Genomic DNA, 21,458 nt, shown 5'->3' with positions numbered 1-21,458 from the left:
CAGCACCATTCGGACGGTCTGGGCGGGCCGGACGCAGCGCGGCCGGGCGTGCGCTGTCCTTGTTCCGCGGCCCCGGCGCGGCACGCAGTGCGTTCTTCAGCCGCCTCCCCACCGGGCAAGCGCACGCAGCAGCGCGCCGCGTCCCTGGTTCGGCACCGTCCACAGTGTCTGCCCGCGCACCCCCCAACGCTCCAGCAGCGCGTTCGCGGCGAGGAATCCGCTCGTCGCAGCGCGCTCCATCAGCGCCACCGGCAGGTCCGTGCGCACCAGGTCGCCGGCCAGGACGAGACCGGGTTCGGGCGTACGCACGGTCGGCCGGTCGCGATAACCGCCCACGGGGAACGACGGGCAGTCCTGACGCCATTCGTGGCGCGCGTCGACGACGGTGGCCCGCCGCGTCTCCGGGTACACACGGTGCAACTCCTCGGTCAGGCGCTTCTGCTCGACGTCGCGTGAGGCGTCCGGCCGTACCGCGTAGGCGTGCAGTTCCACGACGGATCCGCCGGTGCGCGCCGCCCAGCGAGCCGCCTCGTCCTCCCAGCGTTCCAGCACGCTGATGTTGTCGAGGCCGCCGTAACCGCTCGTGCCCAGGAACCCGGGTCGGCCGGGGTCCACGGGCCGATCCAGCCACAGGCGGGTCACCAGGAAGGGCGGTGCGGTGCGCAGCCTCTGGATCCGCTCGCGCCACGGCGCGTCGCCCAGTTGGCCGGAGCGGCCGACGAGGGACCGCAGCCCGGCAGCGTCCAGGGCGAGCACGACCGTGTCATGACGCCGTTGCGCGCCGCCCGCGGTGAGCACGTAGGCGCCGTCCGGTGTACGCGCGATGTGCTCGACGGCCGTCGCTGTCCGTACGTCGCCACCGTGGCGCCGTACATAGTCGGCGAGCGGATCCCACAGAGCGGCCGGGAAGGGCGCTCGGGGCACGTCGAACAGCAGGCCCTCGGCGGAGCCGAGGAAGTAGATGTGGAACATCAGCACCATCTCCGCGGCCGACAGCTCCCGTGGGTCGGTGAAGAAGCTGCGGGAGAAGACCTCGAACGCCAGGTGGCGGGCCTTTTCCGGGAACCGCACGGCTTCGAGGAAGTCGTGGGCACTGGTGCCGTCGAGGCGCTCGTACACCTCGGGGACGCGTACGTCGAGCAGCGGGAGGGCAGCGAGGGGACGCAGCGCGCGCAGGTCCCGCAGGCCGAAGGACGGGCTGAGCGCCGCGAAACCGAGGGCGCTCCACGGCGGGGTGCGCGGGACGTGGCGGAAGCTGTCCCGCAGGCCGCTGCTGTGCCGCAACGGGTAGTCCGGCAGGGCGGTCAGGCGTTGCAGCCGGGGATCGGTACGGCGCAGCAGGCCCCGCAGGTTGTAGTACTGGCGGAAGAAGGCGTGGAAGCCGCGGCTCATGGTCACGGTGGAACCGTCCGCCAGGTCGACCGGCCATCCGCCGGCGCGGCCGCCGAGGTACGCCTCCCGCTCGTACAGCGTCACGCCCACTCCGCGTTCGGCCAGTGCCGTGGCGGCGGCCAGTCCGGCGATCCCGCCGCCGACGACGGCGGTCGTGGGGCGGGGGCCGTCGATGCGTGGACTTCCCGGGCGGGGTGGCAGGAGACGGGCCTGACGGTCCCGACCGCGACGGGCGCCGCCGGATGCGTAGGCACCGTCGGGTCGGGGAGCGCCGTCGGATCGGTGGGCGCCGGTCATCGCCCGGTCTCCGTGGCGGCATCGGCGCGGCAGGCGACGAAGGTGTGCGCGATGCCCGTCTGCCAGCCCGGCAGCGGAAGTGCTCTCACCTGGTGCAGTCCCGCGGCGCGGATCCGTTCGGCGAACCGTTCCGCGGTGTCGAACTCGACGACACTGCGCCACAGGTGGCGGTAGAGCCCGCCGTCCCCGAGGACGGTGGCGACGGGCTGGACGATGCCACGGCACACCAGCGTCCACACCGCGCGATCCGTGCGGCGGCCGCTGAGGGTGTACTCGTGCACTCCGAGTCGTCCCCCCGGTGCCAGCAGCGTGCGTACCCGACCGAGCACGGCGTCGGGATCGGACAGGTTGCGGAAGAGGTAGGCGGCGAACACCGCGTCGAAGGGGCCCGTCACCCCGGCCTGCGGCAGACCCTCCGCCGGGGCGTGCACGAAGGTCACACCGGCCGACCACGGCTTGGCCGTGGCTCGTTCCAGCATGCCGGCGGAGGCGTCCACGGCCGTGATGTCCGCGCCCGGCAGCACGGAACGCAGCGCGGCGGTCGAAGCGCCGGTGCCGCAGCCCAGGTCCAGCACGCGCAGCCCTTCTTGGAAGCCGGGCAGACCGAGGCGGCGTACCGAGCGGCGCAGGTGCGCGTGGTAGCCGGGGTTGGCGGCCACCAGCGTGTCGTAACTGCGGGCGGCGTGATCGAACGCGGCGGCGAGGTCCTCGTCGCGCAGCAGGTCCATGCGGTCTCCAGGTGCGGCAGCGGTGGTCGGTTCGGCGGACAACGGCACTGGGGTCGAGGGGTACGGCTCAGCAAGCAACGGGACATGCTCGGAGGGCAACGGCTCAGCGGGGAACGGGGCAGGGGAGGTCGCAGGGGCGGCGGGGCAGGCCGGGCAGCTCCAGCGCCGAACGGAGCATGGGGCCGATCGGTGTGTGCAAGCCGATGGAGAGATCCTCCAGCAGGCCGGTGCGCCCGTCGAGGAAGCGCAGGACCCGATTCATGGGCAGGCGCTCGAACATCCCTGAGAAGAGTGCCGGGCCGTCGACCCGGCCGCTGGCCAGGGCCCGCAGCAGTACGGCGTCCATGGCCCGGGAGCGGGCCGAGTGGGCCGGTGGCGGCATGGGGCGGTCGCCTCGGCGCAGGGCGGCGGCGACGGCCCGCGTCTGGCGCTGAAGTCCGGCGAAGGTGTATCCGGTCGACGGGCGGGTGGCGCCGCCGGCGGCTCCGATGCGGAAGACGGACTGCCCGACCTGTCTGGCCATCGGGCCGTCCGTCATCGGGATGACCCCGGTCTCGGTCGCGATCACCTCGCTGTCGCCGAGCCGCAGGACGTCCTCGACGTAGTGCCGCACGGCCGACTCGTATCCGTTCGCCGTCAGGAGGCGAGGGGAGAACTCCGTGTACTCCACCAGGGCCTCGTGGCGGCCGGTGGGCAGCACGTAGCCGAACGACAGGCCGTCGCCGGGCTGCGGGGTGCGGAAGTCCATCAGCTCGGCGGTTGCGGGGTCGAAGACGGGCCGGGCCGTGCGGACGAACCAGCCGTGGAAGTGCTGCAACAGGGTGGTACGGGCCGCCGGGAGACTGCCCAGCGGGCGGGAGTCGAGCACCCAGCGGGCCTGCAGGAGACGCGACCGGCCGTCGGCTGTCCGCAGGACGAGCCGGGCTCCCCCGGTGATGTCCTCGACCGTCTCGACGCTCGCCTCCAGGCGCCGCACGTTCGGGCTGCGCGCCAGCTCCCGTGCGACGAGGTCCTCGAAGTCGTCGGACCGGATCATCTTGTAGCGCAGGGGCGCGATGTCCCCGGTGACCGGGGCACCCGTCGGCGGACGCACGCGCAGGACCCGCCAGCTCGCGGTGACGGCGGCTTCGAAACGGCTCCGGCCGCTCTCCCAGAAGCACCATGTCCGGCTCGGCGGCCGCAGCGGTCCGGGCGGAGCGTCCACGAGGACCACCGATGGCGTACGGCTGCCGGGCAGTTCCCCCGACAGCCGGTGGGCCAGGGACAGTCCGGCCGCTCCCGCGCCGACGACCGCCACCTCCGTCTCCTGCACGACGGCTGCCTCCTTCCCGCGCCTTGCGTTGCGCACGTGGCCGGTGTTCCCGCCCGTGTGCCCGATCGGATGCAGGTCACTCGAATGCGACAGGCGGCTCTCGCCGGGAGCGACGAGCGTGGAAGGCATGTCCCGCACCGTGCGTCCGCGAGCTTCGGGTCCGTTGCCGCATCCGCGCGCGGCTCCCGGAGCGAAGGTCTGGTCAGCGGAGCGACATGCGAGCACGAGGAGAGGAACCGCGATGCGCCCCACCCAGGCGACGGATGATCACGCGGCCGGCCCGCCGGCCGCTACCCGACCGGTCGCCCTGCCGCATTCACCTGTTCGGGTGCGCCCGGACGGCCCTGGCACCGGGACGGCCGCCGACCAGGTGGCGGCGGGCCAGGCCGGGGCCGGTGCGGCGCGCGCCGTCGACCGGGACGTGTACGCGGCCGTGGGCCGGGTGCTGGACGAGGTGCTGGCCGACCGGATCGACCGGGCCCGGAGCGTGGACCCGCTCTTCGCCGACGACCTCGCCGTGCGGGTCGCGCACTTCACCCGGCGGGGCGGCAGACGCGTCCGCTCGCGACTGCTCTGGTGGGCACTGCGCGCCTGCGGCGGCGACGACGCGTCCACCATGGCGGCCCTGCGGCTGGGAGCCGCGCTGGAGCTGCTGCAGACCTGTGCGCTCGTCCAGGACGACGTGATGGACGGTTCGCCGCGGCGCCGGGGCAGGCCCGCCCTGCACGCGGACGTCAGCGCCCAGTACGCCCGTACCGCCGGGCCCGGCCGTGTCGCGCGGTTCGGGGACGCGGCGGCCGTCCTTGCCGGGGATCTCGCCCTCGCGTGGGCGGACGACCTGGTGACCGAGACGGCTCTGCCCGCCGGCACCGAGCATGTGGTGCGCCGTCTGTGGAGCGACCTGCGCACGGAGATGGTGGCGGGGCAGTACCTCGATGTCCAGGGACAGGTCACGGCGTCCCGTTCGCTGCCGGGGGCGCTGCGCTCCGCCTGTCTCAAGAGCGCCCTGTACTCCGTCGAGCGGCCCCTGGCACTGGGCGCGGCACTGGCGAGGGCGGACGACGCCACGACGGGCGCCCTGTGCTCGGCGGGCCGCCGCATCGGCCTGGCATTCCAACTGCGCGACGACCTGAGCGACGTCTTCGCCGATGCGGAGCGAACGGGCAGGTCCGCGGGCGGTGACATCCGCGAGGGCAAGCCGACCTACCTGATCGCCCTGGCCCTCGCCGGGGCCGAGGCGGCCGGGGACCGGGCGGCCCTGGCCGTGCTCGACCGGTCGCTAGGCAAGGGCGACCTGACCCCGGAGGGCCTCGACGAGGTGCGGGAGGTCCTGGAACGCACCGGTGCCCGAGCCAGGGTCGAGACGAAGATCGGCCGCCTCGTGGCCCAGGGACTCCGCCATTTCGACGGTGCGCTGCTCGACCGGGAAGCCGGAAGCCGCCTGCGCGAGCTGCTCGTGGTCGCGGTGTCCGGCACGCCGACCGGGCCGGGCGCCGGGGCGTGGACGTCCGAGCCGGACCACGACGTCGCCGTGCCCCTGATCGCCGCCGGCGAGGAGACCCGCGTATGAGCCGCACCCTGCCCGGTCCCAGTGACCATGTCGTCGTCGTGGGCGCCGGGCTTTCCGGGCTGTCGGCCGCCCTGCACCTGCTGGGCGCCGGCCGCCGCGTCACCGTCGTGGAGCGCGACCCGCTGCCCGGCGGCCGTGCCGGACGCCTGGATCTCGTGGGCTACCGTGTGGACACCGGTCCCACGGTGCTGACCATGCCGGACCTCGTAGAGGAGGCGTTTGCCGCGGTCGGTGACAGTCTGTACGACCGCGTCGAACTGGTCGCGCTGCATCCCGCCTACCGCGCCCGCTTCGCCGACGGCAGCTCGCTCGACGTGCACACCGACGCCGATGCCATGGCCGCGGAGGTGACGCGATTCGCCGGTGCCGCGGAGGCGGCGGGCTACCGGCGGCTGCGGGGGTGGCTGGAGCGGCTCTACCGGGTACAGATGCGCCGGTTCATCGACGCCAACTTCGATTCCCCGCTGGGTCTGCTCAACGGTGACCTGGCGCGCTTGGCCGCCCTCGGCGGCTTCGGCGGTCTGGACGCCCGGATCGGCCGTTTCCTGCGGGACGAGCGGCTGCGCCGTGTGTTCTCCTTCCAGGCCCTGTACGCGGGGGTGCCCCCGGCCCGGGCGCTGGCGGCGTACGCGGTGATCGCCTACATGGACACCGTCGCCGGCGTCTACTTCCCCCGGGGCGGTATGCACACGCTGCCGCAGGCGATGGCGGACGCGGCCGCCGACGCGGGCGCCCAACTGCGGTTCGGACAGCGGGTGACACGTCTGGAACGCTCCGGCGAGCGGATCACGGCGGTCGTCACCGACCAGGCCCGGATCCCCTGCGACGCCGTCGTCCTCACCCCGGACCTGCCCGTCGCCTACGGTCTGCTCGGCCGCCGGCCCCGACGCCCGCTGCGGCTGCGCCACTCCCCCTCCGCGGTGGTCCTGCACGCGGGCACCGACCGCACCTGGCCCCAACTGGCCCACCACACCATCCTTTTCGGCGCCGCCTGGCACCGCACCTTCGAGGAACTGACCCGTACCGGCCGCCTGATGAGCGATCCCTCGCTGCTCGTCACGCGGCCCACCGCCACCGATCCCACGCTCGCGCCCCCGGGCCGCCATCTGCACTACATCCTCGCGCCCTGTCCCAACACCGAGGTGGGGCCCGGGGCGCGGGCCTGGACCGATCTCGCGCCGCGCTACCGCTGCGAGCTGCTGCGGGAACTGGAGCGGCGCGGCCTCGAGGGCATCGAGGCCGCCATCGAGCAGGAGTGCCTCGTCACGCCGGCCACCTGGCAGTCCCAGGGGCACGCGGCCGGCACCCCGTTCTCGGCCGCGCACACCTTCGCCCAGACCGGTCCGTTCCGTCCGCGCAACCTGGTGCGCGGCACGGAGAACGCCGTCCTCGCGGGCTGCGGCACCACCCCGGGCGTCGGCGTGCCGACCGTACTGCTGTCGGGAAAGCTGGCCGCGGCACGGATCACCGGCTTCCCCCAGCCCTTTTCCGCACGCGCGCGCACGTCACCGCCCCCCACGAAGGAGAACGCCGTATGACCGACCGCGAACTGGACGCGGCGGGGATCACCGACGCGGCGCTGCGCACGGCCTATCGCCACTGCCGCGCCCTCAACGCCCGCCACGGCAGGACGTATTTCCTCGCCACCCGGCTCCTGCCCGTCGAGCGCAGGCCGGCCGTGCACGCCCTGTACGGCTTCGCGCGCTGGGCGGACGACATCGTCGACTCGCTCGACCCCGGGATCCGCGCCGACCAGCGAGGAGCAGCGCTGGCCGGGCTCCAGGAGAGCCTCGACGAGGGACTGCGCGGTGGGCACAGCCCCGAACCGGTGGTGTACGCGCTCGCCGACACCGCTCGCCGCTACGACATCTCCCACGCGTACTTCCGCGACTTCATGACCGCCATGAGCGCCGATCTGGTGGTCACGGACTACCCCACCTACGCCGACCTGCGCGCCTACATGCACGGCTCCGCGGCCGTCATCGGGTTGCAGATGCTGCCGGTCCTGGGCACGGTGGTTCCCCGTGACGAGGCGGCGCCGCACGCGGCCGCCCTCGGCGTGGCCTTCCAGTTGAGCAACTTCCTGCGGGACGTGGGCGAGGACCTCGACCGCGGCCGGGTGTACCTGCCCGCCGATCTGCTCCACGCGTACGGTGTCGACCGCGCCCTGCTGCGCTGGAGCCGCGACACGGGCCGGACCGACGCCCGCGTCACCGCCGTGCTGAAGGAGTTCGAAGCGCTGACCAGAGGTGTCTACCGGGATGCGGCGCCGGGTCTCGGCATGCTGGATCCGGTGTCCCGGCCCTGTATCCGCACCGCGTTCGTCCTGTACGGCGGCATTCTGGACGCAGTCGCCCGCGACGGCTACGCGGTGCTGCACCGCCGGGCGGTGGTTCCCCGGCGCCGGCGCGCCGTGGTCGCCGCGGACGGGCTCGCCCGGGTGGTCGCGGCACGGTTGCGCGCCCGCGGCGACCTTCACCGCGGGGGAGCCGTGAAAGCGAGCCCGCTGCCCGCCGGCCCGGTGACCCCGTGCGTGCATCAGGAGGCCGCGTGAATCCCGCCCGGCCGGGCAGGCGGAGAGGTCTCCCGCTCTCCCTGCGCCGGCACCCCGTCGCCTGGGACGGGCAGCGGCCCACGTGGCGCGACGCCAAGCCGGCGTTGATCGCCGGGGCGCTGAAACGGGCGCAGACCCGTCCGTCCGGCAACTGGTACGTCGTGGGCGCCTCGCGCAGTCTTGGCGACGACCGTCCCCTGGCGCGGACCGTCGCGGGGCGGGAGCTGGTCGTCTGGCGGGCCGCCGACGGCCGTCCGGTGGCCGGGCCGGGCGTGTGTCCGCATCTGGGTGCTCCGCTGGGGGACAGCCCCGTGCGCTGTGGCACCCTCGTGTGTCATTGGCACGGGCTGGCCCTGGACGGCACCTCGTTCGCCGACTGGCACCCGCTGCCGGTGCACGACGACGGTGTTCTGCTGTGGGTACGGCTGGACGAGGTCGGCGGCGAGCCACCGCTGGACGAGCCGGTGGTGCCCCGCCGTCCCGACCTCGCCCGGGCCCTGTCGGCCGTCTATGTCGCGATGGGCGTGTGCGAGCCTGAGGATGTCGTGGCCAATCGTCTGGATCCCTGGCACGGGGCGTGGTTCCACCCCTATTCGTTCGTCGACCTGACGGTGGTCGACGCACCGGCAGCCTCCGGTGGCGGGCCGGACGACGGCTTCGTCGTGGACGTCTCCTTCAAGGTGGCGGGGCGGCTCGTCGTCCCGGTGCGGGCCGTCTTCACCGCGCCCGGACCACGCACGGTCGTCATGCACATCGTCGACGGCGAGGGCCGGGGTTCCGTCGTCGAGACGCATGCCACGCCGCTGGGTCCGGACGAGCGGGGCCGGCCGCGCACGGCGGTCGTCGAAGCCGTCGTCGCGGCCTCCGACCGCCGTGGATTCGCCGTCGCGCGCCGGGCGGCCCCGGTGCTGCGCCCGCTCGTCCGGGCCGCCGCCGGACGCCTGTGGCGCGACGACCTGGCCTATGCCGAGCGCCGCTGGCTCCTGCGCTCCACGGGCCGTTTCCCCGGCTGATCCCCTGCGCCTGGCCGGGGCGCGGTACGCGCGGGCCCTTTCGGGATGCGCTGAGCCCGCGGCCCCGGACGCGGTCGCCGGGTCCGCCACCCGGCCCGGGCCGGCCGTGCCTCGTGCGGTCCGGCGCGTTCGCCGAAGGGAAGGCGCCATGTGCTGCCCGATCGTCAGATACGGCCCTGGGTCAAGCGGGTGAGGGGTCCGTGCGTGTGGCGTTCGGCTCGGCGGCCCATGGCGTACGACGCTGCGGTCAGCGCGGTGAGACCCGCGCCCATGCCGGCGGCCACCAGCTTGCGTTGGGCGACCACCGCCCAGGCCGTCCTGGCCGTGGTCGCGACCTGTCCCGACGCGGTGATCAGCGCCTGACGCCCGGTCTCGACGCCTCGGGCCGCCGTGTGGACGGCCGCACTCGTCACCCCGGCCGCTCGCTCGGTGCCGGCGTTCGCGGCTGACACCGCGTCATCGGCGGTCGCGGCGGCCTTCTTCGCCGCGCGGCCGGCCGGTGCCGTCGCCTTGTCCGCCGTCTGCCGGGCCTTCGACGCGGTCTCCTCCTCGGGTGCGGACTTCCGGCTCGTGTCGTTGTTCGATGCAGTCATGGGCTTCGCGTTGCCCGCCCCTGTCAGGGCAAACGTGCCGGCCCCCACGCTCCGCCGGAATGAGGGTGTATGCCCGCCATGTGCCGTCGTGGTTCGCGTGGCTGGGAGACCCTAGGGCATCCGTCGGCCGACCGCCACCGGCCGCTTGCACGGCGACGGGTCCGCATGAACGTTCCGGCATGCGTCCGGCGCGTCCGCCGCACCGGGCAAACCCGACGTCCCCGGCGTACCTGAACCGTTCGGGGCGACGGGCCGACGCGCGCGCTCCAGCCACTCCAGGTAGACCGGCGCCTCACGGGCCGCCGCCCAGTAGGCCTCCTCCAACTCCGGGTAGGCGGAGTCCAGTTCGGCCTCGGTGCGGGCCGCCAGCAGCAGGCGTACGCCGATCGGGTCTCCTTCCAGGGGGCGGATCGCAAGGTGGGGACGGGGGTGGGCGGTGGGCTGGCTGACCGTGACCACCTCGCCGATGGCGGCCAGCGAGTACGCGGTGAGGTAGTCGCCGTGCAGCATCTCGGAATCCAGGCCCGCGGCACGCAGCACCCGGCACAGGGCGTCCCACTCGCCGTCGACCGTGGAGTCGACCATCCATCGGTCGCCTGCCAGGTCGGCAAGCCGTACCCGCTGCCGTGCCGCCGCCGGATGGTCCGCGGCGAGCGTGACGAACTGCGGTTCGCGCTCGACGAGCACGCGCACGCACAGGCCCGGCGGAATGCGCAGCGGACTGCCCTCGACCTCGTGCACAAAAGCCATGTCGAGCCGGCCCGCGGCGACCATGCTCAGCAGGGCGTTGGCGGACACGTTCATCTGCAGCGCCGGTTCGGTGCGCGGGGCCCGTGCCCGCAGCCGGCGCAGCCAGCCCGGGAGGGCCCGGCTCGCCGTGGCGCCGATGCGCAGCTGGAACCCGCCGGCGGCCCGGGCGGCCGCCGCCCTGGTCTCGGTGACGATCGCCGCGAACTCCGCCACCAGCGGCCTGGCCCGGCTCAGCACCACCAGCCCCAGTGGGGTGGGTCGGCAGCCGGTCCGGTCGCGCACGAAGAGCTGGGCACCGAGCGCGTTCTCGATGCGTCGCAGCTGGGTGCTCAACGAGGGCTGGGCCATGCCGAGTTCGCGAGCCGCTTTGTGCAGGCTGCCGGTGTCGGCGATGGCGCAGAGAACGCGCAGGTGCCTCACCTCGAGCTCCATGGGGGGAGCCTAGGGCGGCGCGGGGGCACCGCACCAGATGTTCAAGTTCCAACGAAAGCGGACGAGTCGGCCGCCGATAGCCCCGTGCTATCCCCGATTGCCATCATCCGCCGCCCCGTTGGCCTGCCCGAGACTCACTGGCGACCGATCGTTCAACCCCACAGGACGAGTAGGAGCCCCCCACATGGCTTCGTTCCGCACGAGCACCAGCCCGAAGAGCACCAGGAGACTCCTGGCCCTCGCGCTCGGCCTCGGTCTGGCCTCCGCCGCACTCGGCACCGCGAGCCCGGCGAGCGCCCAGAGCACCGCGAAGGCCCCGGCCCACACCGCCACCGCCGGCTACGTCGGCACGACCGAGAGCGCCGGCAACAAGGCGTTCTTCGACGCCGTGATGAAGTCGGTGGCGAAGAGGCAGGCCGACCAGCCCTCCCTGAAGGTGGTGACCGTCTACTACAACGCCTCCCAGGCCCCGAGCTTCCGCTCCCAGATATCGAGCGCCGCCTCCATATGGAACAGCTCCGTGTCGAACGTCAAGCTCCAGGCGACGTCGGGCAGCGCGGACTTCACCTACTACGAGGGCAACGACTCGCGCGGGTCCTACGCCTCGACCAACGGCCACGGCAGCGGCTACATCTTCCTGGACTACGCGCAGAACCAGCAGTACGACTCCATCCGTGTCACCGCACACGAGACCGGCCACGTGCTGGGCCTGCCCGACCACTACAGCGGCCCGTGCAGTGAACTGATGTCGGGCGGCGGCCCCGGCCCGTCCTGCACCAACCGGTACCCGAACTCCACCGAGCGCGCCCGGGTCAACCAGCTCTGGGCCAACGGCCTCGCCAAGGCCCTCGCCAAGGTGAACCGGACGGGCTGAATTCGTTGAGCGAGACGGACCGAGCCCGGTCCGTACCGCTGCCATGGCCCAAGAAGCGGCCCTCGCCGCCCGGACCGGGTTCCGGGCGGCGAGGGCCGCTTCGCGCGCTGCCTCAGGCTTTCGTGCGCACTACGACGTGCACGCCGGTCAGTCCCGGTCGACGTGTTCCCGAAGGATCGTGCGGTTGGTCGCGTCGATGTCGAAGGTCGTCCTGTTCCAGTCGTCGGTCGTCACGACGTCGACGGACCACACCGGCGCTCCCCCGTCGGAGTCGTCGAGTTCGACGGAACGCACGGTGCCCTTGGTCTTGTCCGTGGCGGTCTGCGCCGCCTGCTGAGCGGTCACGGTGGCTTTGCGCAGCCGGTCCGCCAGCTCGCGCTTGTCGTCGGCGTCCTGGTCCGTGTCGGCCTGCGCCCGGTCGGCCTTGCCGGTGACCGCGTCGACGCGGACGGTGTGAGCGGTCCCGTCGGCCGTGGCCACCTCGGCCTCCCAATCCGGGCTGTCGCCGGGACCCTCCAGCTCGATCGAGACGGGCTTCGATGTCGACACCGTCGCCATGGCGGCACGCAGCGCCTGGTCGTAGCCGACCTTGACCTTCGACAGGAGCGCCTTGCGCTCGGCCTGGTCCTCGGTGAGGGTGCCGCCGCTCGCCGAAGCGGAGGGCGACGGCGGAACCACCTGGGCGACCTCGACCGCGGCCGCCCTGGTGGCCCCCGCGTCGTCCGTGCCGCAGCCCGCGAGGAGGGCTCCCGCCGTGGTCGCCACACAGAGCAGGCCGATGCCTCGTGCGACCGGCAGGCGGTCACGCCAGGGAGCCAAGTCATCCCGTTTTGTCACCATATGAACACGTTAAGTGAGAAGGGCGCCCTCGTCCATCCGGAGCAGCCCCCCGCGGGCGTTCCGCCGCGGCGGGAGGCGAGCCGGAACGGACACTCGACGACACGGCGGCCAGCGGACCGGCATGAGGCCGGTGCCGCTGTGCGGTGCAGCCGGTCGGAACGGACCCAGTCGCGTTCGGGCTGCTACCCGGGGTGACGGACGCACCGTTTCCGTGGGATCGGGGGCGGCGTGGGGACGGGTCGGCCTCGGCCGGGCTTTGCACGGGAGTGTTCCGGTCGCAGGCTGTGGTGTGTGCCCATGCCCCGGTGGGGAACCTGACTCGCCCGGGCGCTGCCCCGGTGAGAGGAGTCCCAGTGACAGCGTCGGCGCCAGCCGCGGGCGATCGCGACCCGGGCGCTCAGGAAGCGGGGTACGAGCCGGATCCGCACCGGTGGCGGGCCTTGTGGGTCACCTTGGTCGCCGGCTTCATGAGTCTGCTGGACGTGACGATCGTGGCGGTCGCCCTGCCCACCATCCAGCGCGACCTTCACGCCTCCCCCGCGCAGGTGCAGTGGGTGGTGTCCGGATACGCCCTGACCTTCGCCCTCGCCCTCGTCACCGCCGGGCGCCTCGGCGACGCCCTGGACCGGCGCCGCATCTTTCTGCTGGCCCTCAGCAGCTTCGTGCTATGCAGCGCGGCCTGCGGAGCGGCTCCCGGCATCACGCTGCTGGTGCTGGCCCGGCTCGCCCAGGGTCTGGCGGCCGGCTTCATGGCCCCGCAGAACTCCGCGCTCATCCAGCAGATGTTCCGCGGCGCCGAACGCGGCCGCGCGTTCGGCTTCTTCGGCGCGACCGTCGGCATCTCCTCCGCGGCCGGTCCCCTCACCGGCGGCGCCATCCTCGCCCTGGCCTCCGGTGAGCAGGGCTGGCGGTGGATCTTCTACGTCAACCTCCCCATCGGCATCCTCGCCGTCCTCCTCGGGCGGCGCCTGCTGCCCCGTACCCAGCGGTCCGGCCGGGGGCAGGTGGACCTGCCCGGCGTGCTGTTCCTCGGCCTCGGTGTGCTGGCGTTCATGTACCCGCTGGTCCAGGCGGAGTCCGGCGGCATCGGCGGCCTGTGGTGGCTGTTCGTCGTCGGCGCGGCGGTCTTCGCCGTCTTCGTCCAGTGGCAGCGCCACCTCGTCACCCGCGGTGCCCAGCCGCTGCTCGACCCGCGCCTGTTCAGCACCGTGCGCGGCTATGCCGTCGGTGCCGGTGTCGGCACGCTGTACTTCATCGGCTTCAGCGGTGTCTGGCTGGTCTTCGCCCTCTTCTACCAGCGCGGCCTCGGCTTCTCCCCGCTCCGCTCCGGCCTCGCCGTGACCCCCTTCGCCCTCGGCTCGGCCAGCGCAGCGGTGATCGCCGGCCGGCTGGTGGACCGGTTCGGCCGCCTGCTCACCGTGTGCGGCCTCACGGGCGTGATCGCCGGCCTGGGCGGCACCGCGCTGCTGCTCCGTTTCGCGCCCCTCCCCATCGCTCCCTGGATCGCCGCCCCGGTGCTGTTCCTCGGCGGCGTCGGCGGCGGCTTCGTGGTCTCGCCCAACATCACCATGACGCTGCGGGACGTGCCCGTGCGGATGGCGGGCGCGGCGGGCGGCGCTCTGCAGACCGGGCAGCGGCTCGGCGCCGCGGTGGGCACCGCTGCCCTGCCCGGCCTCTTCTACCTGGTGCTCAGCAGGACCGACGACTACCGCCGCGGGCTCGTCGCCGCGCTGGGCTGCGCCCTCGCCGGCATGGTGGCGTCCCTGGCCCTCGCGACGTTCGACTGGCAGCGCGACCGGCGAAGGCGTCAGCCGCACCCCAGGTGCCCGGACGAGGTCGCCAACAGCCCGGTGCACGCCCGGCAGACCTGACCACCGCACGACGAACCGGCCCGGCCGGCGGACCGCCCGCCGGCCGGCTTGCTGTCCACCCATCGGCGATGGGGACCGCGACAGGGGTGGGGTGAGGGAACCGGAGCGTCCATGCGGGTTGCATCTTCCCCGGGAGCGAGTCGAACCCGGCCCCGTCGCCGTTGTCCAGACCATCGATCCGTTGCCTCGAGAAAGGCCTCCCATGAGCCGTAGCACCATGCTCGCCCTGTGCGCTCTCCTCACTGCCGCAGCAACCGGGTTCCTCGCCACCACCGCCTTGCGCAATCGCTGAACTCCGCGTGACGGCCGCCGGGCCCCGTGAGGGCGGAATGCCGGCGCCCGACGGCCGTCACCGGGCATGCCTGGGTACGGATCGCCGCGACGAGGAGCCGACGTCAGGCTTCGGGGGCGTCGCCATCGGCGTGGAGAGTGAAGATCTGGTCGAGGCCGACGATGGTGAGGGTGCGCAGCAGGCCGGGAGGGACGGCGGCCAGAACGATGTCGGCGCCGGCGGTCTCGGCGTGGTGGCGGGCGGCCAGGAGTGCGGTGATGCCGGTGGAGTCGCAGAACTCCAGGCCGGACAGATCGAGAGTCAGACGCTGGCCGGGGGCCAGCACAAGGTGCTCGACCTGTCGGCGCAGAGCGGCGGCCCGGTCGTAGTCGAGTTCTCCGGCCACGTGCAGAACGGGTCCGGTGGCGGCGTCGTGGCGCGTGATGTTCAGCGGGGTCATCGTGAGTGATTCGTTGCCGGGCGGGTGGAGGGGTCGGTGGCGGGAACGCCCAGGGCGAGCAGGGCGGTGTCGTCGTCCAGGCCGTCGCCGAAGCCCTCGAGCAGCCCGGTGAGCGCGGTGACCACCTCGCGGGGTGTCGCGGGTGACTGATCGGCGGCGAAGGCGAGCAGGGCCTCTTCGCCGAACAGGTGGTCACGGCTGGTACCCGTGCGGGCCTCGGTGAGCCCGTCGGTGTAGAGCAGGATCGTTTCGCCGGGCGACAGGGTGGCCTTGGCGGCGGTGAAGGGCGCGGTGGACAGGACGCCGACGAGCAGCCCGCCGGGGGTGGGCAGGAACTCGGCCTGGCCGTCGGCTCGCAGGACGAGAGCCGGTGGGTGGCCCCCGGACGCGAGACGCACCTCGGTGGTTCCGTCGGTGCCGGGGTCGAGGACGCCGAAGATGCACGTGCAGTAACGCGGATCGCCGGAGGCGGTGTACCGCCCGTGCAGGACGGTGTTCAGCGTGGTCAGCGCGGTGGCGGGATCGGGGTCGTGGTGGGCCGCGGCGCGCAGGGTGTAGCGGGTCAGCGAGGTGAGCGCGGCCGCCTCGGGGCCCTTGCCGCACACATCGCCGAGGAAGAACGCCCACCTGCCTTCGTCGATGGGGAAGAGGTCGTAGAAGTCGCCGCCCAGCCGGTCCGGCGAAGCCGTGTGGTAGTAGACGGCCGTCTCCATCCCGGGCAGGGTCGGCAAGCTGTCGGGGAGCAGCGACCTCTGCAGGACGGCCAGCGCGTCGGCGAGCCGCTCGCGGTCGGCCTCGGCCTGCCTGCGGGCTTCCTCGGCCTCCGCGTGCGCCCGTTCGGCTTCGGCGCGGGCGCGTTCGGCGTCCTGGCGGCGGCGGAGCAGTTCCTCCTCGTAGGCGCGCCGGTCGGAGGCATCGAAAACCGTGCTCCGGATCAGCAGGGGCTGCCCCTCGCCGCCGTGCTTGATCACGGAAGAGACCAGCACCGGCAGCCGGCCTCCCTTGGCGGTCCTCACCTCCAGGGCGATGCCCCGTAGCTCGCCCTGCATCCGCAGCAGCGGCGCGAAGTGCGTCTCGTGGTAGAGCTTGCCGCCGACGGTCAGCAGGTCGACGAAGCGCATCCTTCCGACGACGCTCTCACGCTCCAGGCCGAGCCAGTCCAGCAGCGTGGTGTTGATCTTGGCGATGGTGCCGTCCATCAACGTGGACAGGTACCCGCAGGGAGCCGACTCGTAGAGCTCCTCCGCACTGTCCTCCAGCAGCGCGGCGAAGGCGGCTTCCATGCGCCCCTCGCCTCCGGTTCCGGACGACTCGGGCGGACCGCCCGTGCGGCACATCACGACGAGCCCTCCAGGAAGGCGAGGATCGCCTGGGCGGTGGCCTCGGGAGCGCTCAGCTGTGGGCAGTGCCCGGTAGCGTCGAGGGTGACCAGGTGGGAGGAGGGGATCGCCTCGTGCACATAGGCGCCGACCTCGCGAGGGGCGATGACGTCCTGGGCGCAGTCCAGGACCAGGGTCGGCACGGTCACGGTCTTCAGGTCGTCCCGGCTGTCGGTCAGGAAGGTGGTCCTGGCGAAGACGCGGGCGATGTCGGGATCGGTGGCGCAGAAGCTGTTGGTGAGTTCCTCCCCCAGTTCGGGCCGGTCGGGATTGCCCATGATCACCGGGGCCATGGCGGAGGACCAGCCCAGGTAGTTCGACTCCAACGAGACCAGCAGCTCGTCGATGTCCTCCGCGGTGAAGCCGCCGCGATAACCGTCGTCGTCGATGTAGCAGGGCGAGGGGGCAACCATCACCAGCGCGCCGATCCGCTCCGGCACGGTCCGGGCGGCCAGCACCCCGACCATGGCGCTGACCGAATGCCCCACGAACACGGCCCGTTCGAGATCCAACGCCTCGCAGACATCGGCCACGTCCTGGGCGTAGCCGTTCAGCGAGGAGTACCGCTCCTCGCTCCAGGCCGACGGATCCGATCCGCCGGAGCCGACGTAGTCGAACAGCACGACCCGGTACCGCTCCGCCAGTGCCGGCACGATCAGGCGCCACATGTTCTGGTCGCACCCGAACCCGTGGGCGAGCACGACCACCGGGGCGTCGAGGGGACCGGTGAGCGTGACGTTGTTCCGGCGCTGGATGTCCATGACCTCCATGGTGTCATCCGGTCCGGGTGGGCCGGACGCCGGTCCCGGTCCCCACACCTCGCGGAGGGCGGCGCTCCGGCAGCCGATGTGCGGCGCCCTGGGCATCAGCTCGTCAGGTGTCGCTGGATCCAGTCGGCAGCCGTACGGCGGAACAGACGGCGGTTGTCCGCGCGACGGAACTCGTGGCCCTCCTCGTGGAGCAGCAGGAGTTCGGCGTCCAGACCGCGTTCCCGAGCCGCCCTGACGAACTGCTCCGACTCCCCCACGGGCACGTTGGTGTCGTGTTCGCCGTGCACGGCCAGCACCGGTACGCGCAGGGCGTCGACACGGCTCATCGGTGACAGCGCCCGCAGCAGCGCCCGGTCACGTTCCGGATGCCCGTACTTGTGGGCGGCCGACTCGGCGATCCAGGGCTCGGTGCCGGCGAAGAAGGTGGTCAGGTCCGACATCCCGCACACCGCCACCCCGGTGCGGAACAGATCCGGATGCCAGACGAGGGAGGCCATGGTCAGGTAGCCGCCGTACGAGCGGCCCATCACCGCGAGGCGTCGCGGGTCGGCCAGTCCTTCCACGACGACGTGGGCCGCGCAGTCGGCGACGTCGTCGAGTGCGGCGAAACGGCCTGCACCGAGGTCCGCGTCGACGAAGGAGCGACCGTACCCGGACGAGCCGCGGATGTCGGGTGCGAAGACGTCCAGTCCCCGGCCGAGCAGTTCGTGGTAGAGCGGGTCCAGCACCGGGCGCTCCTGCTCCTCGGGACCACCGTGCAGATGCAGGACACAGGGCGCCGGCTCCTCCGGGGACCGGCCCGGTGCACGGTAGTACCAGCCGCCGAGGGCCAGTCCGTCGCGCGCGACGGGGCGCAGGGGTACGGGCCGTACGGGCGGGCGGCCGGGCGGTACGGCGTCCTCGTCACGGGAGGACCAGGGCGTGCGCAGCGCCGCTCCCTGGTGCAGCCACCACACCCCCGGGCGGCGCCGGGAACCCGACAGTGCCACCACGGGGCCGTCGGCGACCGGGGTGGGCGCCACCCGGGTGACCACCTCGTGGGGCAGCGTGAACGCATGGGACGGGCCTGCCGCGGCGTGCGGCTCCGGAAGGCCCGCGCCGTCTCCGTCCGGTGCGGCCGCGTTCAGGGTGGTGACCTCCAGCTCGCTGACGCCCCGCACGTTCCAGGACAGCGCGGCGCTGCGCCCTGCCCGGTCGAGGGCCAGCAGTTCCAGGTCGCAGCCCGGCCGAGCCGCGGCGACCCGCCGGCCCAGCCACTGTCCCTGCGGGCCGAGGCGGACCGCGACCAGGGCAGCGAACTCGCCTGCGCTGTCGCTGCGCAGCCACAGGGTGCGGCCGTCGGGCGAGAAGCCGCCGATCCACGGGTCGCCGTCGGCGACACGGAGCGAGCCGGTGACGGCGCGGTCCCGCAGGCGTACGACGAGCGCCTCGCGACGACCCCGTGGCCCTCGGCGCAGCAGGGCGAGTTCGCGGTCCCGGCTCAGGGCGCACACACGCAGGGTCGGCGCCGCGGCCTCGCTCGCGAGCAGCACCGGCGCGGTGCCGCCTTCGGGGTCGACGAGGTAGGCCGCCAGGGTCCGGTGGCCGGGTCCCTCCGACGGCGCGGGACGACTCCCGCGGACCACGGTCGCCTCCTGGTGGGAGGCGACCGTGAGCGGCGCTCCGCCCAGGAGGACCGCATGCCCGTCGCGTCCGGTCCAGCCGCCGGTGTGGGCGGGTACCGGTGGGTCCGTCGTCGCGGTCGGCCCGTCGGATCCGGTGTGCGCGAGTCCGGCGGGCGCGGCTTCGGTGACGGTCACCGCGACGGCCGAGCCGTCCGGTGACCAGCAGCCGAGGTGGGCGGAGGAGCCGGGCTGCCCTCCGGCCAGCAGCCGCCGCATGGTGCCGTCGGGGCGCACGCACAGGACCCGGGTGAGTTCCCCGCCGCCGGGTGCGGTGGTGTAGGCGATCCAGCGGCCGTCGGGAGACCAGGCCACCTCGATCACCGGGTCCGGGTCGGCGTCCAGCAGGTGGAGCCGGCCGCCGTCCACGGGGCCGGCCCACAGCTGCGGCACGCCGGTGCGGTCGCAGATGAAGGCGACGTTCCGGCCGTCGGGGTCCGCGGAGGGATACCAGCAGCCGTGCGCGATGAGCGGCTGTGGCACGTCGAGCGGGGCCGCGGTGTCGGGCAGGGGGACGGGCTCCGGCGCCGGATGGGCCGCCGTCGCCACCGGTCCCCCGGCGGGTTCGGGATGCGGGTGGCCGCGCAGGGGGGCGGCGCCCGTCGGCCCTGCCCGGCCGGTGGGTCGCGCGTCCCGGGCGGGTTCGGCGAGGCCGACGTGTGGAGCCGTCGGCCCGTCGGCGCCCGGCACTGTCGGGGTCAGCGGATGCCGTGCGTCTGCAGCCATGTCTCCAGCAGCGCTACCTGCCACAGTGTGTTCGCTCCTCGCCGGGTGCGGTGCGCGTTGGGTGCCGCGAGCAGTTCGGCGACGTAGTCCTGGCGGAAGACGCCACGCTTCCTGGCTTCCGGGGCGGTGAGCGCCCCGCGGACCCGCTGCAGCACGGGGCCTGCCATGTGCTTGATCGCCGGGACCGGGAAGTAGCCCTTGGGCCGGTCGACGACCTCCCGTGGGAGGACCTTGCGTCCGGCGGCCTTCAGGACGCCCTTTCCGCCGTCGGCGAGCTTCAGCTCGGGCGGGCAGGCGGCGGCCAGCTCGACCAGTTCGTGGTCCAGGAAGGGCACCCGGGCCTCCAGGCCCCAGTCCATCGTCATGTTGTCCACGCGCTTGACGGGATCGTCGACCATCATCACGTGTGTGTCCAGGCGGAGATCGGCGTCCAGCGCCGTCTCGGCGCCCTCGTCCGCCATGTGGGCGCGCACGAACTCGGCGGAGGCGTCCCGCTCGGGCAGCAGACCGGGCTCGAGGATGCGGGACAGCTCGGTGTGGGACCGGTCGAAGTAGGTGTCGATGTACGCCTGCGCGGCCCGCTGCCGCGGCACGTCCGCCATCGCCGGGTACCAGTGGTAGCCCGCGAAGACCTCGTCGGCGCCCTGGCCGCTCTGGACGACCTTCACCTCCTTGGCGACCTGCTCGGACAGCAGGTGGAAGGCCACCACGTCATGGCTCATCATGGGTTCGCTCATGGCGCACACCGCCGACTCCAGGGCCCCTGACACCCGGTCGGACGGCACCATGAGCTGGTGGTGGCGGGTGTCGAAGTGGCGCGCCACGAGGTCGGAGTAGTGGAACTCGTCGCCCTCCTCGCCCCCCTCGGACTCGAACCCGACGCTGAAGGTCGCGAGGTCGTGCTGTCCCTCGTCGGCCAGCAGGGCGACGATGAGGCTGGAGTCCAGCCCGCCGGACAGCAGCACGCCCACGGGCACGTCGGCCACCATCCGGCGGCGCACGGCCGTGCGCAGCGCGTCCAGCACCGCGTCCGTCCAGTCCTCGGCGCTCAGGCCGGCGTGCTCCGGGCGGCGCGTGTACGCGGGCTGCCAGTAGCAGTAGTCACGGTGGGTTCCGTCCGGTTCGACGACGCGTACGGTGGCGGGAGGGAGCTTGCGCACGCCGTTCAGGACGGTGTGGGGGGCGGCCACGGTGGCGTGCCAGCTGAAGTACTGGTGCAGGGCCACCGGGTCGAGGGAGGTGTCGACGTCGCCGCCCGCCAGGAGGGCCGGCAGTGAGGAGGCGAACCGCAACCGGTCGGGGGTCTGCGCGAGGTACAGCGGTTTGATGCCCAGTCGGTCGCGGGCCAGCACCAGGCGTCCGCTGTCCAGCTCGACGATCGCGAAGGCGAACATGCCGTAGAAGTGCTCGACGCAGTCGGTGCCCCACTGCCGGTAGGCCTTCAGCACCACCTCGGTGTCGGAGTCGGAGAAGAACTCGTGGCCGAGCGTGCGGAGTTCGTCACGCAGCTCGCGGTAGTTGTAGACGCAACCGTTGAAGACGCCGGCGATCCTCGCGCAGGGGTCCGCCATGGGCTGGGCGCCGCTCTCCGACAGGTCGATGATCTTCAGTCGGCGGTGACCGAGGGCCACCGGTCCCTGGGCCCACAGGCCTCGCCCGTCGGGGCCGCGCGGCGCGAGCCGGTCGGTCATCCGTTCCACCGCCGCGATGTCCGGCCGCTCGCCGTCGAACCGTACCTCTCCGCTGAGCCCGCACATCAGCGGCTCCCCCTTCCCTCGGTTGCGGACCCTGCCGTGCAGGCGTTCCGGCTCGTGCGGCGGTGCCGTCGTCCGGGCGGTCCTGTCCGCGCGGGGTGTTCCGGGAACGGATGGACGGGGGCCGGGGGGTGCTGCGTGCTGTGCATGGGGGTGCGACTCTCCTTGGTCGGACAGTGGTCGCCGGTGGTCCGGAGTACGAGGCCGGGCC

17 protein-coding genes are annotated in these 21,458 nt (G+C 73.2%); 6 read left to right on the top strand and 11 right to left on the bottom strand.

The genetic code is table 11. The features are described from left to right. Positions 1 to 96: 96 nt before the first annotated feature. From ACGFRF_RS22540 to ACGFRF_RS22530, 3 genes are all read right to left on the bottom strand, one after another. Complete coding sequence (locus ACGFRF_RS22540) at positions 97 to 1,689, bottom strand: FAD-dependent oxidoreductase (RefSeq protein WP_393742559.1); 1,593 nt, start codon at positions 1,687 to 1,689, stop codon at positions 97 to 99. Then, positions 1,686 to 2,417, bottom strand: coding sequence for a class I SAM-dependent methyltransferase (locus ACGFRF_RS22535; protein WP_393742557.1), 732 nt, complete (start codon positions 2,415 to 2,417; stop codon positions 1,686 to 1,688). Before ACGFRF_RS22535 ends, ACGFRF_RS22540 begins: the two co-directional genes overlap by 4 nt. 103 nt (positions 2,418 to 2,520) lie before the next feature. Continuing rightward, positions 2,521 to 3,729, bottom strand: a complete 1,209-nt coding sequence (locus ACGFRF_RS22530) for a lycopene cyclase family protein (protein WP_393742704.1) — start codon at positions 3,727 to 3,729, stop codon at positions 2,521 to 2,523. A 241-nt stretch (positions 3,730 to 3,970) separates the two neighbouring features. Here ACGFRF_RS22530 and ACGFRF_RS22525 point away from each other — a divergent pair, with 241 nt between their 5' ends. The 4 genes from ACGFRF_RS22525 to ACGFRF_RS22510 are packed head-to-tail and all read left to right on the top strand — an operon-like array spanning position 3,971 to position 8,866. Then, the gene (locus tag ACGFRF_RS22525; RefSeq protein WP_393742555.1) at positions 3,971 to 5,299 is read left to right on the top strand and encodes a polyprenyl synthetase family protein; all 1,329 of its coding nucleotides are present in this window, start codon (positions 3,971 to 3,973) and stop codon (positions 5,297 to 5,299) included. After that, complete coding sequence (gene crtI / locus ACGFRF_RS22520) at positions 5,296 to 6,837, top strand: phytoene desaturase family protein (protein ID WP_393742553.1); 1,542 nt, start codon at positions 5,296 to 5,298, stop codon at positions 6,835 to 6,837. Before ACGFRF_RS22525 ends, crtI begins: the two co-directional genes overlap by 4 nt. Continuing rightward, on the top strand, positions 6,834 to 7,853 hold the full coding sequence (locus ACGFRF_RS22515; protein ID WP_393742551.1) for a phytoene/squalene synthase family protein: 1,020 nt from the start codon (positions 6,834 to 6,836) through the stop codon (positions 7,851 to 7,853). Before crtI ends, ACGFRF_RS22515 begins: the two co-directional genes overlap by 4 nt. Continuing rightward, positions 7,850 to 8,866 (top strand): DUF5914 domain-containing protein, encoded by a 1,017-nt coding sequence (locus ACGFRF_RS22510; RefSeq protein WP_393742549.1) that lies wholly within the window; start codon positions 7,850 to 7,852, stop codon positions 8,864 to 8,866. The genes ACGFRF_RS22515 and ACGFRF_RS22510 overlap by 4 nt, the downstream gene beginning before the upstream one ends. Positions 8,867 to 9,030: 164 nt before the next feature. On the opposite strand, the gene ACGFRF_RS22505 is transcribed toward ACGFRF_RS22510, so the two are convergent. Continuing rightward, on the bottom strand, positions 9,031 to 9,459 hold the full coding sequence (locus ACGFRF_RS22505) for a hypothetical protein (RefSeq protein ID WP_393742547.1): 429 nt from the start codon (positions 9,457 to 9,459) through the stop codon (positions 9,031 to 9,033). A 111-nt stretch (positions 9,460 to 9,570) separates the two neighbouring features. Further along, positions 9,571 to 10,641 carry a LysR family transcriptional regulator gene (locus ACGFRF_RS22500; RefSeq protein ID WP_393742545.1) on the bottom strand — a complete coding sequence of 357 codons (1,071 nt, stop codon included), beginning with the start codon at positions 10,639 to 10,641 and terminating at the stop codon, positions 9,571 to 9,573. 184 nt (positions 10,642 to 10,825) lie between these two features. Between ACGFRF_RS22500 and snpA the strand changes: the two genes are divergently transcribed. After that, a complete protein-coding gene (gene snpA / locus ACGFRF_RS22495; protein ID WP_393742543.1) occupies positions 10,826 to 11,515 on the top strand; it encodes a snapalysin in 690 nt (229 codons plus the stop codon). Positions 11,516 to 11,662: 147 nt separating this feature from the next. On the opposite strand, the gene ACGFRF_RS22490 is transcribed toward snpA, so the two are convergent. After that, the gene (locus ACGFRF_RS22490) at positions 11,663 to 12,334 is read right to left on the bottom strand and encodes a PepSY domain-containing protein (protein WP_393742541.1); all 672 of its coding nucleotides are present in this window, start codon (positions 12,332 to 12,334) and stop codon (positions 11,663 to 11,665) included. 374 nt (positions 12,335 to 12,708) lie between these two features. On the opposite strand from ACGFRF_RS22490, the gene ACGFRF_RS22485 reads away from it, so the two are divergent. Further along, a complete protein-coding gene (locus ACGFRF_RS22485; RefSeq protein ID WP_393742540.1) occupies positions 12,709 to 14,226 on the top strand; it encodes an MFS transporter in 1,518 nt (505 codons plus the stop codon). A 395-nt stretch (positions 14,227 to 14,621) separates the two neighbouring features. Here the strand turns inward: ACGFRF_RS22485 and ACGFRF_RS22480 are convergent, their stop codons facing one another. From ACGFRF_RS22480 to ACGFRF_RS22460, 5 genes are all read right to left on the bottom strand, one after another. After that, positions 14,622 to 14,957 carry an STAS domain-containing protein gene (locus ACGFRF_RS22480; protein ID WP_393742538.1) on the bottom strand — a complete coding sequence of 112 codons (336 nt, stop codon included), beginning with the start codon at positions 14,955 to 14,957 and terminating at the stop codon, positions 14,622 to 14,624. Further along, entirely contained in the window at positions 14,954 to 16,294 is a 1,341-nt protein-coding gene (locus ACGFRF_RS22475) for a PP2C family protein-serine/threonine phosphatase (protein WP_393742536.1), read from the bottom strand. Before ACGFRF_RS22475 ends, ACGFRF_RS22480 begins: the two co-directional genes overlap by 4 nt. Then, positions 16,294 to 17,097, bottom strand: a complete 804-nt coding sequence (locus tag ACGFRF_RS22470) for an alpha/beta fold hydrolase (RefSeq protein ID WP_393742534.1) — start codon at positions 17,095 to 17,097, stop codon at positions 16,294 to 16,296. The genes ACGFRF_RS22475 and ACGFRF_RS22470 overlap by 1 nt, the downstream gene beginning before the upstream one ends. Before the next feature lie 104 nt (positions 17,098 to 17,201). Beyond that, the gene (locus ACGFRF_RS22465; RefSeq protein WP_393742532.1) at positions 17,202 to 19,493 is read right to left on the bottom strand and encodes a prolyl oligopeptidase family serine peptidase; all 2,292 of its coding nucleotides are present in this window, start codon (positions 19,491 to 19,493) and stop codon (positions 17,202 to 17,204) included. After that, positions 19,466 to 21,250, bottom strand: a complete 1,785-nt coding sequence (locus ACGFRF_RS22460) for an N-acetylglutaminylglutamine amidotransferase (protein WP_393742530.1) — start codon at positions 21,248 to 21,250, stop codon at positions 19,466 to 19,468. Before ACGFRF_RS22460 ends, ACGFRF_RS22465 begins: the two co-directional genes overlap by 28 nt. Between the last annotated feature and the right edge of the window lie 208 nt (positions 21,251 to 21,458).

This window comes from Streptomyces sp. NPDC048521 (genome assembly GCF_043199855.1).
Classification (GTDB): domain Bacteria; phylum Actinomycetota; class Actinomycetes; order Streptomycetales; family Streptomycetaceae; genus Streptomyces.
Note: the sequence above shows the minus strand (reverse complement) of the source record. Positions and strands in the feature narration are given on the sequence as shown.

What these genes read in the sequence shown, in the direction of transcription:
- ACGFRF_RS22540 (WP_393742559.1), bottom strand. Translation starts at nt 1,689, where the DNA reads ATGACCGGCGCCCACCGATCCGACGGCGCTCCCCGACCCGACGGTGCC.
- ACGFRF_RS22535 (WP_393742557.1), bottom strand. Translation starts at nt 2,417, where the DNA reads ATGGACCTGCTGCGCGACGAGGACCTCGCCGCCGCGTTCGATCACGCC.
- ACGFRF_RS22525 (WP_393742555.1), top strand. Translation starts at nt 3,971, where the DNA reads ATGCGCCCCACCCAGGCGACGGATGATCACGCGGCCGGCCCGCCGGCC.
- crtI (WP_393742553.1), top strand. Translation starts at nt 5,296, where the DNA reads ATGAGCCGCACCCTGCCCGGTCCCAGTGACCATGTCGTCGTCGTGGGC.
- ACGFRF_RS22515 (WP_393742551.1), top strand. Translation starts at nt 6,834, where the DNA reads ATGACCGACCGCGAACTGGACGCGGCGGGGATCACCGACGCGGCGCTG.
- ACGFRF_RS22505 (WP_393742547.1), bottom strand. Translation starts at nt 9,459, where the DNA reads ATGACTGCATCGAACAACGACACGAGCCGGAAGTCCGCACCCGAGGAG.
- ACGFRF_RS22500 (WP_393742545.1), bottom strand. Translation starts at nt 10,641, where the DNA reads ATGGAGCTCGAGGTGAGGCACCTGCGCGTTCTCTGCGCCATCGCCGAC.
- snpA (WP_393742543.1), top strand. Translation starts at nt 10,826, where the DNA reads ATGGCTTCGTTCCGCACGAGCACCAGCCCGAAGAGCACCAGGAGACTC.
- ACGFRF_RS22480 (WP_393742538.1), bottom strand. Translation starts at nt 14,957, where the DNA reads ATGACCCCGCTGAACATCACGCGCCACGACGCCGCCACCGGACCCGTT.
- ACGFRF_RS22475 (WP_393742536.1), bottom strand. Translation starts at nt 16,294, where the DNA reads ATGTGCCGCACGGGCGGTCCGCCCGAGTCGTCCGGAACCGGAGGCGAG.
- ACGFRF_RS22470 (WP_393742534.1), bottom strand. Translation starts at nt 17,097, where the DNA reads ATGGACATCCAGCGCCGGAACAACGTCACGCTCACCGGTCCCCTCGAC.
- ACGFRF_RS22465 (WP_393742532.1), bottom strand. Translation starts at nt 19,493, where the DNA reads ATGGCTGCAGACGCACGGCATCCGCTGACCCCGACAGTGCCGGGCGCC.
- ACGFRF_RS22460 (WP_393742530.1), bottom strand. Translation starts at nt 21,250, where the DNA reads ATGTGCGGGCTCAGCGGAGAGGTACGGTTCGACGGCGAGCGGCCGGAC.